This window comes from Pseudomonas taeanensis MS-3 (assembly GCF_000498575.2).
In the GTDB taxonomy this organism is placed as follows: domain Bacteria; phylum Pseudomonadota; class Gammaproteobacteria; order Pseudomonadales; family Pseudomonadaceae; genus Aquipseudomonas; species Aquipseudomonas taeanensis.
This window is the reverse complement of the sequence record NZ_AWSQ01000010.1, coordinates 148,267-161,718: the sequence shown is the minus strand read 5'-3', so window position 1 is coordinate 161,718 and position 13,452 is coordinate 148,267. Positions and strand designations below refer to the sequence as shown.

Annotated in this window: 25 protein-coding genes; all 25 read left to right on the top strand. The window is 54.2% G+C overall.

Annotation, left to right across the window (positions count from 1 at the left end):
- Positions 1-5 precede the first annotated feature (5 nt).
- The 25 genes from rplB to TMS3_RS23250 all read left to right on the top strand — a co-directional run bounded on the left by rplB (position 6) and on the right by TMS3_RS23250 (position 13,297).
- The gene (gene rplB / locus TMS3_RS23365) at positions 6-830 is read left to right on the top strand and encodes a 50S ribosomal protein L2 (RefSeq protein ID WP_025167722.1); all 825 of its coding nucleotides are present in this window, start codon (positions 6-8) and stop codon (positions 828-830) included.
- Positions 831-846: 16 nt separating this feature from the next.
- A complete protein-coding gene (gene rpsS / locus TMS3_RS23360) occupies positions 847-1,122 on the top strand; it encodes a 30S ribosomal protein S19 (protein ID WP_002555486.1) in 276 nt (91 codons plus the stop codon).
- An 11-nt stretch (positions 1,123-1,133) separates the two neighbouring features.
- Complete coding sequence (gene rplV, locus TMS3_RS23355; protein ID WP_025167721.1) at positions 1,134-1,466, top strand: 50S ribosomal protein L22; 333 nt, start codon at positions 1,134-1,136, stop codon at positions 1,464-1,466.
- 13 nt (positions 1,467-1,479) lie between these two features.
- The gene (gene rpsC / locus TMS3_RS23350; RefSeq protein WP_025167720.1) at positions 1,480-2,166 is read left to right on the top strand and encodes a 30S ribosomal protein S3; all 687 of its coding nucleotides are present in this window, start codon (positions 1,480-1,482) and stop codon (positions 2,164-2,166) included.
- 12 nt (positions 2,167-2,178) lie between these two features.
- Entirely contained in the window at positions 2,179-2,592 is a 414-nt protein-coding gene (gene rplP, locus TMS3_RS23345) for a 50S ribosomal protein L16 (RefSeq protein ID WP_003243901.1), read from the top strand.
- Positions 2,592-2,783: a 50S ribosomal protein L29 gene (gene rpmC, locus TMS3_RS23340; protein WP_002555481.1), complete on the top strand. Its 192-nt coding sequence runs from the start codon at positions 2,592-2,594 to the stop codon at positions 2,781-2,783. Before rplP ends, rpmC begins: the two co-directional genes overlap by 1 nt.
- A gap of 2 nt (positions 2,784-2,785) precedes the next feature.
- Positions 2,786-3,052: a 30S ribosomal protein S17 gene (gene rpsQ / locus TMS3_RS23335; RefSeq protein ID WP_025167719.1), complete on the top strand. Its 267-nt coding sequence runs from the start codon at positions 2,786-2,788 to the stop codon at positions 3,050-3,052.
- Between the two features lie 23 nt (positions 3,053-3,075).
- The gene (gene rplN / locus TMS3_RS23330) at positions 3,076-3,444 is read left to right on the top strand and encodes a 50S ribosomal protein L14 (RefSeq protein ID WP_014854220.1); all 369 of its coding nucleotides are present in this window, start codon (positions 3,076-3,078) and stop codon (positions 3,442-3,444) included.
- 11 nt (positions 3,445-3,455) lie between these two features.
- The gene (gene rplX / locus TMS3_RS23325; RefSeq protein ID WP_025167718.1) at positions 3,456-3,770 is read left to right on the top strand and encodes a 50S ribosomal protein L24; all 315 of its coding nucleotides are present in this window, start codon (positions 3,456-3,458) and stop codon (positions 3,768-3,770) included.
- Between the two features lie 20 nt (positions 3,771-3,790).
- Entirely contained in the window at positions 3,791-4,330 is a 540-nt protein-coding gene (gene rplE, locus TMS3_RS23320) for a 50S ribosomal protein L5 (protein ID WP_025167717.1), read from the top strand.
- Positions 4,331-4,343: 13 nt separating this feature from the next.
- Positions 4,344-4,649 (top strand): 30S ribosomal protein S14, encoded by a 306-nt coding sequence (gene rpsN, locus TMS3_RS23315; RefSeq protein ID WP_025167716.1) that lies wholly within the window; start codon positions 4,344-4,346, stop codon positions 4,647-4,649.
- A gap of 203 nt (positions 4,650-4,852) precedes the next feature.
- Positions 4,853-5,245 (top strand): 30S ribosomal protein S8, encoded by a 393-nt coding sequence (gene rpsH / locus TMS3_RS23310; RefSeq protein ID WP_025167715.1) that lies wholly within the window; start codon positions 4,853-4,855, stop codon positions 5,243-5,245.
- Between the two features lie 13 nt (positions 5,246-5,258).
- A complete protein-coding gene (rplF, locus tag TMS3_RS23305) occupies positions 5,259-5,792 on the top strand; it encodes a 50S ribosomal protein L6 (RefSeq protein ID WP_025167714.1) in 534 nt (177 codons plus the stop codon).
- A gap of 10 nt (positions 5,793-5,802) precedes the next feature.
- Positions 5,803-6,153, top strand: a complete 351-nt coding sequence (rplR, locus tag TMS3_RS23300) for a 50S ribosomal protein L18 (protein WP_025167713.1) — start codon at positions 5,803-5,805, stop codon at positions 6,151-6,153.
- A gap of 3 nt (positions 6,154-6,156) precedes the next feature.
- The gene (gene rpsE / locus TMS3_RS23295) at positions 6,157-6,657 is read left to right on the top strand and encodes a 30S ribosomal protein S5 (RefSeq protein WP_025167712.1); all 501 of its coding nucleotides are present in this window, start codon (positions 6,157-6,159) and stop codon (positions 6,655-6,657) included.
- Positions 6,658-6,659: 2 nt separating this feature from the next.
- Complete coding sequence (gene rpmD / locus TMS3_RS23290) at positions 6,660-6,839, top strand: 50S ribosomal protein L30 (RefSeq protein WP_025167711.1); 180 nt, start codon at positions 6,660-6,662, stop codon at positions 6,837-6,839.
- A 3-nt stretch (positions 6,840-6,842) separates the two neighbouring features.
- On the top strand, positions 6,843-7,277 hold the full coding sequence (gene rplO / locus TMS3_RS23285; RefSeq protein WP_025167710.1) for a 50S ribosomal protein L15: 435 nt from the start codon (positions 6,843-6,845) through the stop codon (positions 7,275-7,277).
- Positions 7,278-8,606 (top strand): preprotein translocase subunit SecY, encoded by a 1,329-nt coding sequence (gene secY, locus TMS3_RS23280; protein ID WP_025167709.1) that lies wholly within the window; start codon positions 7,278-7,280, stop codon positions 8,604-8,606.
- Positions 8,607-8,634: 28 nt separating this feature from the next.
- Complete coding sequence (gene rpmJ, locus TMS3_RS24835; protein WP_002555468.1) at positions 8,635-8,751, top strand: 50S ribosomal protein L36; 117 nt, start codon at positions 8,635-8,637, stop codon at positions 8,749-8,751.
- Between the two features lie 132 nt (positions 8,752-8,883).
- Positions 8,884-9,240, top strand: a complete 357-nt coding sequence (gene rpsM / locus TMS3_RS23275; RefSeq protein WP_025167708.1) for a 30S ribosomal protein S13 — start codon at positions 8,884-8,886, stop codon at positions 9,238-9,240.
- Between the two features lie 30 nt (positions 9,241-9,270).
- On the top strand, positions 9,271-9,660 hold the full coding sequence (gene rpsK / locus TMS3_RS23270) for a 30S ribosomal protein S11 (RefSeq protein WP_013789773.1): 390 nt from the start codon (positions 9,271-9,273) through the stop codon (positions 9,658-9,660).
- A gap of 17 nt (positions 9,661-9,677) precedes the next feature.
- Positions 9,678-10,298, top strand: a complete 621-nt coding sequence (gene rpsD / locus TMS3_RS23265; protein ID WP_025167707.1) for a 30S ribosomal protein S4 — start codon at positions 9,678-9,680, stop codon at positions 10,296-10,298.
- A 22-nt stretch (positions 10,299-10,320) separates the two neighbouring features.
- Entirely contained in the window at positions 10,321-11,322 is a 1,002-nt protein-coding gene (locus TMS3_RS23260; RefSeq protein ID WP_025167706.1) for a DNA-directed RNA polymerase subunit alpha, read from the top strand.
- Positions 11,323-11,364: 42 nt separating this feature from the next.
- A complete protein-coding gene (rplQ, locus tag TMS3_RS23255; RefSeq protein WP_025167705.1) occupies positions 11,365-11,751 on the top strand; it encodes a 50S ribosomal protein L17 in 387 nt (128 codons plus the stop codon).
- Positions 11,752-11,917: 166 nt separating this feature from the next.
- The gene (locus tag TMS3_RS23250) at positions 11,918-13,297 is read left to right on the top strand and encodes a Na+/H+ antiporter NhaC family protein (RefSeq protein ID WP_025167704.1); all 1,380 of its coding nucleotides are present in this window, start codon (positions 11,918-11,920) and stop codon (positions 13,295-13,297) included.
- The last annotated feature ends 155 nt before the right edge of the window (positions 13,298-13,452 follow it).

The window sequence follows — 13,452 nt, the reverse complement described above, 5'->3', positions numbered from 1 at the left end:
GCATCATGGCAATCGTTAAATGCAAACCGACTTCCGCTGGCCGCCGTTTTGTGGTCAAGGTGGTCAATCAGGAGCTGCATAAAGGCGCTCCTTACGCTCCGCTGCTTGAGAAGAAGTCGAAGACTGGCGGTCGTAACAACAATGGTCGCATCACTACCCGTCATATCGGTGGTGGTCACAAGCAGCATTACCGCTTGGTCGATTTTCGTCGCAATGACAAAGATGGCATTCCAGCCACTGTCGAGCGCATTGAATACGATCCGAACCGTACTGCGCATTTGGCCCTGCTGAAGTATGCCGATGGCGAGCGTCGCTACATTATCGCCCCTAAAGGCGTTTCTGCTGGTGATCAGTTGGTCTCGGGTCTGATGGCTCCGATCAAGGCCGGTAACAGTCTTCAACTGCGCAACATTCCAGTTGGTAGTACTGTTCACGGTATCGAGCTGAAGCCGGGTAAAGGCGCTCAGATCGCACGTTCCGCTGGTGCTTCGGCTCAGCTGATTGCGCGTGAAGGTGTCTACGTGACTCTGCGTCTGCGTTCCGGTGAAATGCGTAAAGTGCTGGCTGAGTGCCGTGCGACCCTGGGCGAAGTCTCGAACTCCGAGCACAGCCTGCGTTCGCTGGGTAAAGCTGGTGCCAAGCGCTGGCGTGGCGTTCGCCCGACCGTTCGTGGTGTTGCCATGAACCCGGTCGACCACCCACACGGTGGTGGTGAAGGTCGTACCTCTGGTGGTCGTCATCCGGTGTCTCCATGGGGCTTCCCGACTAAGGGCGCGAAGACTCGTGGTAACAAACGCACCGATAACATGATCGTCCGTCGTCGCAAGTAAATAGAGGGATACGACAGTGCCACGTTCTCTGAAAAAAGGTCCTTTTATTGATCTTCACCTACTGAAGAAGATCGAAGTGGCGGCGGAAAAGAACGATCGCAAACCAGTTAAAACCTGGTCGCGCCGTTCGATGATTCTGCCGCAAATGGTCGGTCTGACCATCGCTGTGCATAACGGCCGTCAACATGTCCCAGTTCTTGTGAACGAAGACATGGTCGGTCACAAACTCGGCGAGTTTGCTGGTACCCGCACTTATCGTGGGCACGTAGCAGACAAGAAAGCCAAGCGTTAAGGGGTTAGGAAATGGAAGTAGCCGCTAAGTTGTCGGGCGCTCGAATCTCCGCCCAGAAAGCCCGCTTGGTCGCAGACCAGATCCGCGGGAAGAAGGTGGGCGAAGCGCTCAATGTATTGGCTTTCAGCAGTAAGAAAGCCGCCGAGATCATCAAGAAAGTGCTGGAGTCGGCTGTGGCCAACGCCGAGCATAACGAAGGCGCAGATGTTGATGACCTTAAGGTCAGCACCGTTTTCGTCAACGAAGGGCGTTCGCTGAAGCGAATCATGCCGCGTGCCAAAGGCCGCGCTGATCGCATCGTCAAGCGGTCTTGCCATATCACTGTCAAGGTTGCGGACAAGTAACGGAGTCGATCAGATGGGTCAGAAAGTACATCCCATTGGCATTCGCCTGGGAATCGTCAAGGAGCACACCTCCGTCTGGTACGCAGACGGTCGGACTTATGCGGACTATTTGTTCGCTGATCTGAAGGTGCGCGAGTATCTCCAAGACAAATTAAAAAGCGCGTCCGTGAGCCGTATCGACATTGCTCGTCCGGCTCAAACCGCACGCATCACCATCCACACCGCCCGTCCCGGTATCGTGATCGGCAAGAAAGGTGAAGATGTTGAGAAGCTGCGTCAGGACCTGACCAAGCAAATGGGTGTGCCAGTGCACATCAATATCGAAGAGATCCGCAAGCCGGAGCTCGACGGTATGCTGGTTGCGCAGAGCGTAGCTCAGCAGCTGGAGCGTCGCGTGATGTTCCGTCGCGCTATGAAGCGCGCTGTTCAGAACTCGATGCGTATTGGTGCCAAGGGCATCAAAATCCAAGTGAGCGGTCGTCTTGGTGGTGCTGAAATTGCACGTACCGAATGGTATCGCGAAGGTCGTGTGCCGTTGCACACCCTGCGTGCCGATATCGACTATGCCACGTACGAAGCGCACACCACTTACGGTGTGATCGGTGTCAAGGTTTGGATCTTCAAAGGCGAAGTGATTGGTGGTCGCCAGGAAGAGCTCAAGCCGCAAGCACCCGCGCCTCGTAAAAAAGCTGCTAAGTAAGGGGTACGCCAAATGTTGCAACCAAAGCGTACGAAGTTCCGCAAGCAGATGACTGGCCACAACCGTGGCCTGGCTCAGCGCGGTAGCAAAGTCAGCTTCGGCGAGTTCGCGCTGAAGTCTGTTGCCCGCGGTCGTCTCACCGCCCGCCAGATCGAGTCCGCTCGTCGTGCTCTGACTCGTCACGTTAAGCGTGGCGGGAAAATCTGGATTCGCGTGTTCCCTGACAAGCCTGTAACCAAGAAGCCTCTCGAAGTGCGGATGGGTAAAGGTAAGGGTGGCGTTGAATATTGGGTAGCCCAGATCCAGCCAGGTAAAGTCCTGTATGAGATCGAAGGCGTTTCCGAAGAGTTGGCGCGTGAGGCTTTCGCCCTGGCTGCTGCAAAGCTGCCGCTCGCCACCACTTTTGTTAAGCGGACGGTGATGTAATGAAGGCGAACGAACTTCGTGAAAAATCAGCACAGCAGCTGAACGAGCAACTGCTCGGCCTGCTGCGCGACCAGTTCAATCTGCGTATGCAGAAAGCAACTGGCCAGTTGGGGCAGTCTCACCTGCTCTCGCAAGTTAAGCGCGACATTGCTCGTGTGAAAACTGTGCTCAACCAGCAGGCAGGTAAGTGATCATGGCTGAAGCCGAAAAAACAGTCCGTACGCTGACCGGCCGTGTCGTCAGCGACAAAATGGACAAGACCATCACCGTATTGATCGAGCGCCGTGTTAAGCACCCGATCTACGGTAAATATGTCAAGCGTTCGACCAAGCTGCACGCTCACGACGAAAGCAATCAGTGCCATATCGGTGACAAGGTTTCCATTCGCGAAACTCGTCCTGTAGCCAAGACCAAGTCTTGGGCGCTGGTTGAAGTTCTCGAACGCGCAGTGGAAGTCTAAGGACTAGGGGTCGGAGAAATTATATGATTCAGACTCAATCCATGCTCGATGTGGCCGACAACAGTGGTGCGCGCCGCGTTATGTGCATCAAGGTGCTGGGTGGCTCGCATCGCCGCTACGCTGGCATTGGCGACATCATCAAAGTTACCGTTAAGGAAGCAATTCCGCGCGGCAAAGTGAAAAAAGGCCAAGTGATGACTGCTGTTGTAGTCCGCACTCGTCACGGCGTTCGTCGTCCTGATGGCTCGATCATTCGCTTTGATGGCAACGCTGCTGTTCTGTTGAACAACAAGCAAGAGCCGATCGGCACCCGTATTTTTGGGCCCGTGACCCGTGAGCTTCGCAACGAGAAGTTCATGAAGATCGTCTCGCTCGCCCCTGAAGTGCTGTAAGGAGATCCGACATGCAAAAGATTCGTCGTGACGACGAGATCATCGTGATCGCCGGCAAAGACAAAGGTAAGCGTGGCAAGGTGCTGAAGGTGCTCGCTGATGACCGTCTGGTCGTTGGTGGGATCAACCTGGTCAAGCGCCATACCAAGCCGAACCCTGCGTCGGGCGTTCAAGGCGGTATCGTTGAAAAGGAAGCGCCATTGCACGCTTCTAACGTGGCCATTTTCAATGGCGAAACCAGCAAGGCAGATCGTGTTGGTTTCAAAGTTGAAGACGGTAAAAAAATTCGTGTCTTCAAGTCGACCCAAAAAGCGGTTGATGCTTGAACACTGCTAGGTAGAAGACCATGGCACGACTAAAAGAGATTTATCGGAAAGAAATCGCGCCGAAGCTGAAGGATGAACTGAAGCTTTCGAACGTGATGGAAGTTCCGCGCATTACCAAAATCACCCTGAACATGGGTCTTGGCGAAGCAATTGGCGATAAGAAAATTATCGACCATGCTGTTTCCGATCTGGAAAAGATTTGCGGTCAGAAAGTCGTTGTGACTCATGCCCGTAAGTCGATTGCAGGTTTCAAGGTTCGTGAAGGTTGGCCGATCGGTGTCAAGGTTACCTTGCGCAGTGATCGTATGTACGAATTCCTGGATCGTCTGCTGTCGATCTCCCTGCCGCGGGTGCGTGATTTCCGTGGGCTGAATGCCAAGTCCTTCGACGGTCGTGGTAACTACAGCATGGGTGTTAAAGAGCAGATCATCTTCCCGGAAATCGACTACGACAAGATCGATGTCCTGCGTGGTCTGGATATTACCCTGACCACCACTGCTCGTACGGATGACGAGGGTCGTGCATTGCTGCGCGCCTTCAAGTTTCCGTTCCGCAACTGATTGGAGTTGGATCATGGCCAAAATGAGCATGAAAAACCGTGAGCTGAAGCGTCAGCAAACGGTAGCCAAGTACGCCAAAAAGCGTGCCGAGCTAAAGGCAGTCATCTCCGATCTGGAAGCCAGTCCGGAAGCTCGCTGGGAAGCCCAGATCGCGTTGCAAAAGCAGCCGCGTGATGCTAGCTCTTCTCGCCTGCGTAATCGCTGCCGCATTACTGGTCGTCCGCACGGTGTTTTCCGTAAGTTCGGCCTGTCGCGTATCAAGCTGCGTGAAGCGGCAATGCGTGGCGATGTACCAGGTCTGCGCAAGGCCAGCTGGTAAGTGATTGTCTAAATCTGGGTCGGCGGTGCTTCGGTGCCGTTGATCCAGTGCAAGAAAATGAATCAAGCCCCTTTTGGGGCTTGATTCATTTTTGATCACTCTCTAGAATGTTCGGCTCGCCTGAGCCTGGGCTTTATCTTGTCCAGCGTTCTGGTGACTCTAGCCGTAAGGCTAATTCTTTTTGTATCAGGAGCGTCTAGCCCATGAGTATGCAGGACCCGTTAGCGGACATGCTAACTCGTATCCGTAATGCCCAGATGGCTGAAAAGTCCGTCGTAAGCATGCCGTCTTCCACGTTGAAGGTGGCTGTAGCCCAAGTTCTCAAGGACGAAGGTTATATTGCGGGTTATCAGATCAGCGGCGAAGTTAAGCCGCAGCTGTCCATCGAGCTGAAGTACTTCGAAGGCCGTCCGGTCATTGAAGAAGTTAAGCGCGTCAGCCGTCCAGGCCTTCGCCAGTACAAGTCCGTCGATGATCTGCCCAAAGTTCGTGGCGGTCTCGGCGTATCTATCGTCTCCACCAACAAAGGTGTGATGACGGATCGTGCTGCGCGCGCTGCCGGTGTCGGCGGTGAAGTGCTATGTACAGTGTTCTAAGGGGGGTATAAGCATGTCTCGCGTTGCTAAAAACCCCGTCAAGTTGCCATCTGGTGTAGAGATTAAGCTCGCCGGTCAGCAGCTTTCGGTGAAAGGCGCCAAGGGCGCTTTGGAACTGAATATTCATTCGTCCATTGAGGTGCTTGAGGAATCCGGTGAGCTGCGTTTTGCTGCTCGTAACGGCGACCAGCAAACCCGTGCAATGGCCGGTACCACTCGTGCGTTGGTTAACAATATGGTAATCGGCGTCAGCGAAGGCTTCGAGCGTAAGCTCCAGTTGGTCGGTGTTGGTTACAAGGCGCAAGCCAAAGGACAGGTTCTGTCCTTGGCATTGGGCTATTCGCACCCGATCGATTACGAACTGCCGCAAGGCGTTACCGCCGAAACCCCTAGCCAGACCGATATCCTGATCAAGGGTGTCGATAAGCAGTTGGTTGGTCAGGTTGCTGCGGAGATTCGTGACTTCCGTCGTCCTGAACCTTACAAGGGCAAGGGTGTTCGTTACGCTGACGAAGTCGTCCGCCGTAAAGAAGCCAAGAAGAAGTAGGGCCTAGCAAATGACCGCCAAGAAAGTAACAAGACTGCGTCGCGCTCGCAAAGCACGTTTGAAAATGCACGAGTTAGAAGTCGTGCGTCTCTGCGTGTATCGCTCTTCGCAGCACATTTATGCCCAGGTTATTTCGGCCGACGGCAGCAAAGTTGTGGCCAGCGCCTCGACTTTGGACAAAGCACTGCGTGATGGCGCCACTGGCAACGTCGACGCGGCCAAGAAAGTTGGTCAGCTGGTTGCTGAGCGTGCGAAAGCCGCTGGTGTAACTCAGGTTGCATTCGACCGTTCTGGCTTCAAGTACCACGGCCGCGTTCAGGCGCTGGCTGATGCTGCTCGTGAAGGCGGGCTGGAGTTCTAAGTTATGTCATATAACGACCAAAAGCGCGACGAAGGCTATATCGAGAAGCTGGTACAGGTTAATCGCGTTGCTAAAACCGTTAAGGGTGGCCGCATTTTCACATTCACCGCGTTGACCGTGGTGGGTGATGGCAAGGGTCGCGTTGGTTTCGGCCGTGGCAAGTCCCGTGAAGTGCCTGCTGCAATCCAGAAGGCTATGGAAGCTGCGCGCCGCAACATGATCCAGGTTGATCTGAACGGCACTACGCTGCAGTACGCGATGAAATCTGCCCATGGCGCCTCTAAGGTGTACATGCAGCCGGCTTCTGAAGGTACTGGTATCATCGCTGGCGGTGCAATGCGCGCCGTGCTGGAAGTGGCTGGTGTGCAGAACGTTTTGGCTAAGTGCTATGGCTCGACCAACCCAGTGAACGTGGTTCATGCCACTTTTAAAGGGCTGAAGGCTATGCAGTCTCCTGATTCTATTGCTGCCAAGCGCGGCAAGACTGTTAAGGAGATTTTCTAATCATGGCTAACACCGTCAAAGTTACGCTGATCAAAAGCGTTAGCGGCCGTATCCCGAATCACAAGCTGTGTGTGAAGGGTCTGGGTCTGCGTCGGATTGGTCACACTGTAGAGGTCCTGGATACTCCCGAGAATCGCGGGATGATCAACAAGGCTTACTACATGCTGCGAGTCGAGGGTTAATACATGTACCTGAACGATCTGAGTCCTGCGCCGGGTTCCCGTCGCGAGAAGCACCGTCCGGGCCGTGGTATCGGTAGCGGTTTGGGTAAGACCGGTGGCCGTGGCCACAAGGGTCAGTCCTCCCGTTCCGGTGGCACCATTGCTCCGGGTTTTGAAGGCGGTCAGCAACCTCTGCACCGTCGTTTGCCTAAGTTCGGCTTCGTTTCCCTGAAGGCTATGGATCGCGCAGAAGTGCGTACTTCCGAGCTGAATAAGGTTGAAGGCGACGTTGTTACTCTGCAAGCGCTAAAGGATGCCAACCTGATTAACCAAAACGTACAGCGCGTGAAAGTCATGCTGTCCGGCGAGGTTACTCGTGCTGTCACCCTTAAAGGTATCGCTGCCACCAAAGGTGCGCGTGCGGCTATCGAAGCAGCTGGCGGTAAGTTCGAGGAATAAATGGCTAAGCAAGGTGCTCTCTCAGCGCTCAGCAATGGCGGGTTATCCGAGCTCTGGGCTCGACTGCGCTTCCTGTTAATGGCGATTATCGTCTATCGGATCGGTGCACACATTCCAGTGCCGGGAATCAATCCAGACCGGCTGGCAGATCTGTTTCGACAGAATGAGGGGACCATTCTTAGCTTGTTCAACATGTTTTCCGGCGGTGCGCTGGAGCGGATGAGCATCTTTGCGTTGGGGATCATGCCGTATATTTCGGCATCGATCATCATGCAGTTGATGACCGCTGTCAGCCCGCAGTTGGAGCAGTTGAAGAAGGAAGGTGAGGCTGGTCGTCGCAAGATCAGCCAATACACCCGCTACGGCACTTTGCTCTTGGCGTTCGTTCAGGCTATCGGAATGTCCGTAGGCCTGGCGAGTCAGGGTGTAGCGTTTTCGGTCGATTTCGGCTTCCACTTCGTAGCAGTCACCACGTTTGTGGCGGGTGCGATGTTTATGATGTGGTTGGGTGAGCAGATCACCGAGCGCGGTGTTGGCAACGGTATTTCGATGCTGATTTTTGCAGGCATCGTAGCCGGTCTGCCGTCGGCGATCGGGCAGTCTTTCGAGTCTGCTCGGCAGGGCGATATCAATATTTTCGCCCTTATCGCCATCGGTTTGCTGGCAGTAGCGATCATTGGTTTTGTGGTGTTCATTGAGCGTGGTCAGCGTCGCATTGCGGTGCACTACGCCAAGCGTCAGCAGGGCCGTAAGGTTTTTGCGGCGCAGACCAGTCACTTGCCTTTGAAGGTGAATATGGCGGGTGTTATTCCTGCGATCTTCGCCAGCAGCCTTCTGTTGTTCCCGGCTTCGCTGGGTGCCTGGTTTGGTCAGTCTGAAGGTATGGGCTGGCTGCAGGATATTTCACAGGCTATCGCTCCTGGTCAGCCGTTGAATATTTTGCTGTTTAGTGCGGGGATTGTTTTCTTCTGCTTTTTCTATACAGCCTTGATGTTCAATCCGAAAGACGTAGCGGAAAACCTGAAGAAGTCCGGTGCCTTTATTCCGGGTATCCGTCCGGGTGAGCAGTCTGCGCGCTATATCGATGGCGTGTTGACTCGTTTGACCATGTTCGGTGCTCTGTACATGACGGCCGTATGCTTGTTGCCCCAGTTTCTGGTGGTGGCGGCCAACGTACCGTTCTACCTTGGCGGGACCTCGTTGCTAATCGTGGTAGTGGTTGTGATGGACTTCATGTCGCAAGTACAATCGCACCTCGTTTCGCACCAGTACGAATCCCTGATGAAGAAAGCCAACCTGAAGGGCTACGGCAGCGGCATGCTTCGCTGAAGTGTCCATAAGGTTCGAGGAGTGGGTAATGAAAGTTCGTGCATCGGTGAAAAAGCTGTGCCGTAACTGCAAAATTATTCGTCGCGAAGGTGTTGTGCGAGTGATTTGCAGTGCGGAACCGCGTCACAAACAGCGCCAAGGCTGATGTGATTGAAGCGTTACAAACCCGGTAGCTAGTGCGCTACCGGGTTGATTATTTGTTTTTACAGCGTTAGTATCTCGCGCCCTATTTCTTGGCTTCCGGGGCGTAGGTAGCTGTCAATTGGAGTTACACTGAATGGCCCGTATTGCAGGCGTAAACATTCCGGATAACAAACACACTGTTATCTCGCTGACCTACATCTTCGGTGTCGGTCGCACTACAGCACAGAAAATCTGCGCTGTTGCTGGCGTTAATCCGGCAGTAAAGATCAAAGATCTCTCTGACGAGCAGATCGAGCAGCTGCGTGGCGAAGTAGCCAAGGTTAATACCGAAGGTGATCTGCGTCGTGAAGTGAACATGAAAATCAAGCGCTTGATGGACCTGGGCTGCTACCGCGGTCTGCGCCATCGCCGTGGCCTTCCGGTCCGCGGTCAGCGTACCAAGACCAACGCGCGCACCCGTAAGGGCCCGCGTAAGCCGATCCGCAAGTAATTGCGCCCGCGAATCGACAGGAATTAAGTCATGGCTAAGCCTGCTGCTCGTACTCGTAAGAAAGTCAAAAAGACAGTGGTGGATGGCATCGCCCATATCCACGCTTCTTTCAACAACACAATCGTGACCATTACTGACCGTCAGGGTAACGCCCTGTCCTGGGCTACCTCTGGTGGTTCGGGTTTCCGCGGCTCGCGTAAAAGCACCCCGTTCGCTGCCCAGGTGGCTGCTGAACGTGCTGGTCAAGCTGCGCTGGAATACGGCCTGAAGAACCTCGACGTTAACGTCAAGGGTCCCGGTCCGGGTCGTGAGTCCGCTGTCCGTGCTTTGAACGGTTGCGGTTACAAGATCGCCAGCATCACCGATGTGACGCCCATCCCGCATAACGGATGCCGTCCTTCGAAGAAGCGTCGCGTGTAATCAGGAGACAGTGAGAAATGGCTCGTTACATTGGTCCCAAATGCAAACTGTCTCGTCGTGAAGGCACAGATCTTTTCCTGAAGAGTGGCGTACGCGCTCTGGAATCGAAGTGCAACATCGAAGCAGCCCCAGGTATTCACGGTCAGCGCCGTAGCCGTCAGTCCGACTACGGTACTCAGCTGCGTGAGAAGCAAAAAGTTCGCCGTATCTATGGTGTGCTTGAGCGTCAGTTCAGTGGTTACTACAAAGAAGCGGCCGGTAAGAAAGGCGCTACTGGTGAGAACCTGCTGCAACTGCTTGAGTGTCGTCTGGATAACGTTGTTTACCGTATGGGCTATGGTTCGACCCGTGCTGAATCCCGTCAGTTGGTTTCGCACAAGTCGATCAGCATCAACGGTAAAACTGTAAACGTGCCGTCCTACCAGGTTAAAGCTGGTGACGTCGTTGCAGTTCGCGAGAAGGCGAAAAATCAGCTGCGCATCGTTCAAGCCCTTGAACTCTGTGCTCAGCGTGGCCGCGTTGAATGGGTAGAAGTAGACACCGAGAAGAAGTCCGGCGTATTTAAAAGCGTCCCTGCTCGTGGTGATCTCTCCGCCGACATCAACGAAAGCCTGATTGTCGAGCTCTACTCCAAGTAAGGGCTAGAAAATAGGTGCATCCATGCAGATTTCGGTAAATGAGTTCCTGACCCCCCGCCATATCGATGTGCAGGTGGTCAGTCCGACCCGCGCTAAGATCACTCTCGAGCCTCTCGAGCGTGGTTTTGGCCATACCCTGGGCAACGCGCTGCGTCGCATCCTGTTGTCCTCCATGCCTGGCTGTGCAGTAGTCGAGGCCGAGATTGACGGTGTACTCCATGAGTACAGCGCCATCGAAGGTGTTCAGGAAGATGTGATTGAGATCCTGCTCAACCTTAAAGGTCTGGCTATCAAGCTGCACGGTCGCGACGAAGTGACGCTGACTCTGGCGAAGAAGGGCTCGGGTGTAGTTACCGCTGCCGATATTCAGCTGGATCATGATGTCGAAATCGTCAATGGCGACCACGTAATCGCTAACCTGGCGGCAAATGGCGCGCTGAACATGAAGCTCACCGTAGCTCGTGGTCGTGGCTATGAGCCGGCAGATGCACGCCAGAGTGATGAAGACGAAAGCCGCAGCATCGGTCGCTTGCAGCTTGATGCTTCGTTCAGCCCGGTACGTCGTATTGCTTACGTGGTTGAAAACGCTCGCGTCGAGCAGCGTACCAACTTGGACAAACTGGTTATCGACCTAGAGACCAACGGGACTCTTGATCCTGAGGAAGCTATTCGTCGTGCCGCGACCATTCTGCAGCAGCAGTTGGCCGCGTTCGTCGACCTCAAAGGTGACAGTGAGCCGGTGGTGATTGAGCAGGAAGACGAGATCGATCCGATCCTGCTGCGTCCGGTAGATGATCTGGAACTGACTGTGCGTTCGGCGAACTGCCTCAAGGCAGAAAACATTTACTACATTGGTGACCTGATTCAACGCACCGAAGTAGAACTGTTGAAAACGCCGAACCTGGGCAAGAAATCCCTGACTGAAATCAAGGATGTTCTGGCTTCTCGCGGTCTGTCCCTCGGTATGCGCCTCGACAATTGGCCGCCGGCAAGTCTGAAGAAAGACGATAAGGCGACAGCCTGATCGTCATCATCACCGAACGTCAGTTTGGTAAGGAATTGAACCATGCGTCATCGTAAAAGTGGCCGTCACCTCAGCCGCACCAGCGCACACCGCAAGGCCATGTTCCAAAACATGGCGGTATCGCTGTTCGAGCACGAGCTGATCAAAACTACTCTGCCGAAAGCGAAAGAACTGCGTCGCGTTGCTGAGCCGTTGATCACTCTGGCTAAAGAAGACAGCGTTGCAAATCGTCGTCTGGCCTTCGATCGTACTCGTTCGAAAGCTATCGTCGGCAAGCTGTTTAACGACCTGGGCAAGCGTTATGCCACCCGTCAGGGCGGTTACCTGCGTATCCTCAAGTGCGGTTTCCGCACTGGCGACAACGCTCCGATGGCTTATGTTGAGCTGGTCGACCGTCCGGTCGGTGGCGCAGTAGAAGCTGCTGAGTAAGTTGTAGGTTGTATAAAAAACCGGGCTTTTGCCCGGTTTTTTTATGTTTGCGATGAATGATATAGTGAACGCGGCGTTTGATATTGTGTGCATGAGTTGGGTCGGGTAAGGTTCGTCAGTCTCCGATCCCGCCGGATACCGGCCCCTATAAGAACAATTGCCCATCATGTCTGAACCTAGCGCTCTTAGTTTGATCCCTCCCGCTGTTGTGCTCATTCTCGCAATTCTGCTGCGTCGCCCGATCTTAGCCTTGGTTCTCGGGGCTGTGTCGGGCTTGCTATTGCTATCGCCCGGTAACTCACTGGCCGGTTTCGCCGCGATTTCGCTCAAGGTAATGCAGGACGAAACCATCGGCTGGTTGATTCTGGTTTGTGGTAGTTTCGGCGCGCTGATAGCGTTGCTTGTGCGTACCGGCGGAGCATTGGCCTTTGGTCGTGCTGCCTTGAAGTTAGCCAAAGGCCGGCGTTCTTCCCTGTTGATGACCTTTGCCTTGGGCCTGGTGATCTTCGTGGATGATTACCTCAATGCCTTGACGGTGGGTGAGACCATGAAGCGTGTCACTGACCGCTTCAAGGTTTCCCGTGAAATGCTGGCTTATGTGGTCGACTCCACGGCCGCGCCTATCTGTGTGCTGGTGCCTCTGTCTACCTGGGCGGTGTTCTTTGGTGGCCTACTGGAGAGCAATGGTATTGCCGAGGCTGGACAAGGTATCAGTGTGTATATGCAGGCCATTCCCTACATGATTTATGCGTGGCTGGCTGTTCTGCTGGTCTTGTTGGTGGCCGTAGGTGTGGTTCCTGCCATTGGTCCGATGCGCAAAGCCGAGATGCTGGTGCGCCATGGTTCCGCAGGGGCCATGCATGTAGGAGAACTCAGCGCTGAACATAACTATTCGATAAGCGCCATTGAGCAGGAGTTTGAGCAAGCCGATAAGGCGGACGGAAAGCTTTACAACTTTGTGGTGCCGTTGTTGATGCTGGTTGGCTTCACTCTGTATTTCGATATCGATATATGGATGGGGATGCTAACCACGCTTGCGTTGGTCGTGCCCTTCTACCTGGTCCAGGGCTTGATGCCGCTGGGTGAGATGCTCGAGCAGATGACGGAGGGCTTCAAGAGTATGTTGCCGGCCATCGGCACTGTGATCGCGGCGTTTATCTTCAAGGATGTCTGTGATCAGTTGTTGTTGCCGCAGTTCGTGGTGGAGTCGCTCGCTCCCTATATGAGTGCTCAACTGTTGCCCGGTCTGGTGTTCTTGGCTATGGCCGTACTGGCTTTCGCTACAGGCTCCTCCTGGGGCATATTCGCTGTAACCATTCCCATCGTCATGCCATTGGCTTACTCCCTGGACGCCAATATTCCGTTGGTGATAGGAGCTCTCTTGTCGGCCTCGGCCTTCGGTAGCCAGGCTTGTTTCTACAGCGATTCTACGGTGCTGGCCGCCCAAGGGTCAGGCTGCAATCTGATCAGTCATGCGCTCACTCAACTGCCCTACACGCTGATTGCTGCAGGCTTGGCGTTTGTTGGTTTTATTCTGATTGCGTAGGCGTGTTGCTGAAGGCAAACCGGGCCGTTGCCCGGTTTTTTATGGCGTAGATAAAAGATAAAAACTATCGAGTGCTTGTGATCAATATATTGGTCGTGAGTAAAGTGACGGTCTACTCTTTTTCCATCGCCTGCTGTGGTGGGTTGATGAGTCTC

What these genes read in the sequence shown, in the direction of transcription:
- rplB (WP_025167722.1), top strand. Translation starts at nt 6, where the DNA reads ATGGCAATCGTTAAATGCAAACCGACTTCCGCTGGCCGCCGTTTTGTG.
- rplV (WP_025167721.1), top strand. Translation starts at nt 1,134, where the DNA reads ATGGAAGTAGCCGCTAAGTTGTCGGGCGCTCGAATCTCCGCCCAGAAA.
- rpsC (WP_025167720.1), top strand. Translation starts at nt 1,480, where the DNA reads ATGGGTCAGAAAGTACATCCCATTGGCATTCGCCTGGGAATCGTCAAG.
- rplP (WP_003243901.1), top strand. Translation starts at nt 2,179, where the DNA reads ATGTTGCAACCAAAGCGTACGAAGTTCCGCAAGCAGATGACTGGCCAC.
- rpmC (WP_002555481.1), top strand. Translation starts at nt 2,592, where the DNA reads ATGAAGGCGAACGAACTTCGTGAAAAATCAGCACAGCAGCTGAACGAG.
- rpsQ (WP_025167719.1), top strand. Translation starts at nt 2,786, where the DNA reads ATGGCTGAAGCCGAAAAAACAGTCCGTACGCTGACCGGCCGTGTCGTC.
- rplN (WP_014854220.1), top strand. Translation starts at nt 3,076, where the DNA reads ATGATTCAGACTCAATCCATGCTCGATGTGGCCGACAACAGTGGTGCG.
- rplX (WP_025167718.1), top strand. Translation starts at nt 3,456, where the DNA reads ATGCAAAAGATTCGTCGTGACGACGAGATCATCGTGATCGCCGGCAAA.
- rplE (WP_025167717.1), top strand. Translation starts at nt 3,791, where the DNA reads ATGGCACGACTAAAAGAGATTTATCGGAAAGAAATCGCGCCGAAGCTG.
- rpsN (WP_025167716.1), top strand. Translation starts at nt 4,344, where the DNA reads ATGGCCAAAATGAGCATGAAAAACCGTGAGCTGAAGCGTCAGCAAACG.
- rpsH (WP_025167715.1), top strand. Translation starts at nt 4,853, where the DNA reads ATGAGTATGCAGGACCCGTTAGCGGACATGCTAACTCGTATCCGTAAT.
- rplF (WP_025167714.1), top strand. Translation starts at nt 5,259, where the DNA reads ATGTCTCGCGTTGCTAAAAACCCCGTCAAGTTGCCATCTGGTGTAGAG.
- rplR (WP_025167713.1), top strand. Translation starts at nt 5,803, where the DNA reads ATGACCGCCAAGAAAGTAACAAGACTGCGTCGCGCTCGCAAAGCACGT.
- rpsE (WP_025167712.1), top strand. Translation starts at nt 6,157, where the DNA reads ATGTCATATAACGACCAAAAGCGCGACGAAGGCTATATCGAGAAGCTG.
- rpmD (WP_025167711.1), top strand. Translation starts at nt 6,660, where the DNA reads ATGGCTAACACCGTCAAAGTTACGCTGATCAAAAGCGTTAGCGGCCGT.
- rplO (WP_025167710.1), top strand. Translation starts at nt 6,843, where the DNA reads ATGTACCTGAACGATCTGAGTCCTGCGCCGGGTTCCCGTCGCGAGAAG.
- secY (WP_025167709.1), top strand. Translation starts at nt 7,278, where the DNA reads ATGGCTAAGCAAGGTGCTCTCTCAGCGCTCAGCAATGGCGGGTTATCC.
- rpmJ (WP_002555468.1), top strand. Translation starts at nt 8,635, where the DNA reads ATGAAAGTTCGTGCATCGGTGAAAAAGCTGTGCCGTAACTGCAAAATT.
- rpsM (WP_025167708.1), top strand. Translation starts at nt 8,884, where the DNA reads ATGGCCCGTATTGCAGGCGTAAACATTCCGGATAACAAACACACTGTT.
- rpsK (WP_013789773.1), top strand. Translation starts at nt 9,271, where the DNA reads ATGGCTAAGCCTGCTGCTCGTACTCGTAAGAAAGTCAAAAAGACAGTG.
- rpsD (WP_025167707.1), top strand. Translation starts at nt 9,678, where the DNA reads ATGGCTCGTTACATTGGTCCCAAATGCAAACTGTCTCGTCGTGAAGGC.
- TMS3_RS23260 (WP_025167706.1), top strand. Translation starts at nt 10,321, where the DNA reads ATGCAGATTTCGGTAAATGAGTTCCTGACCCCCCGCCATATCGATGTG.
- rplQ (WP_025167705.1), top strand. Translation starts at nt 11,365, where the DNA reads ATGCGTCATCGTAAAAGTGGCCGTCACCTCAGCCGCACCAGCGCACAC.
- TMS3_RS23250 (WP_025167704.1), top strand. Translation starts at nt 11,918, where the DNA reads ATGTCTGAACCTAGCGCTCTTAGTTTGATCCCTCCCGCTGTTGTGCTC.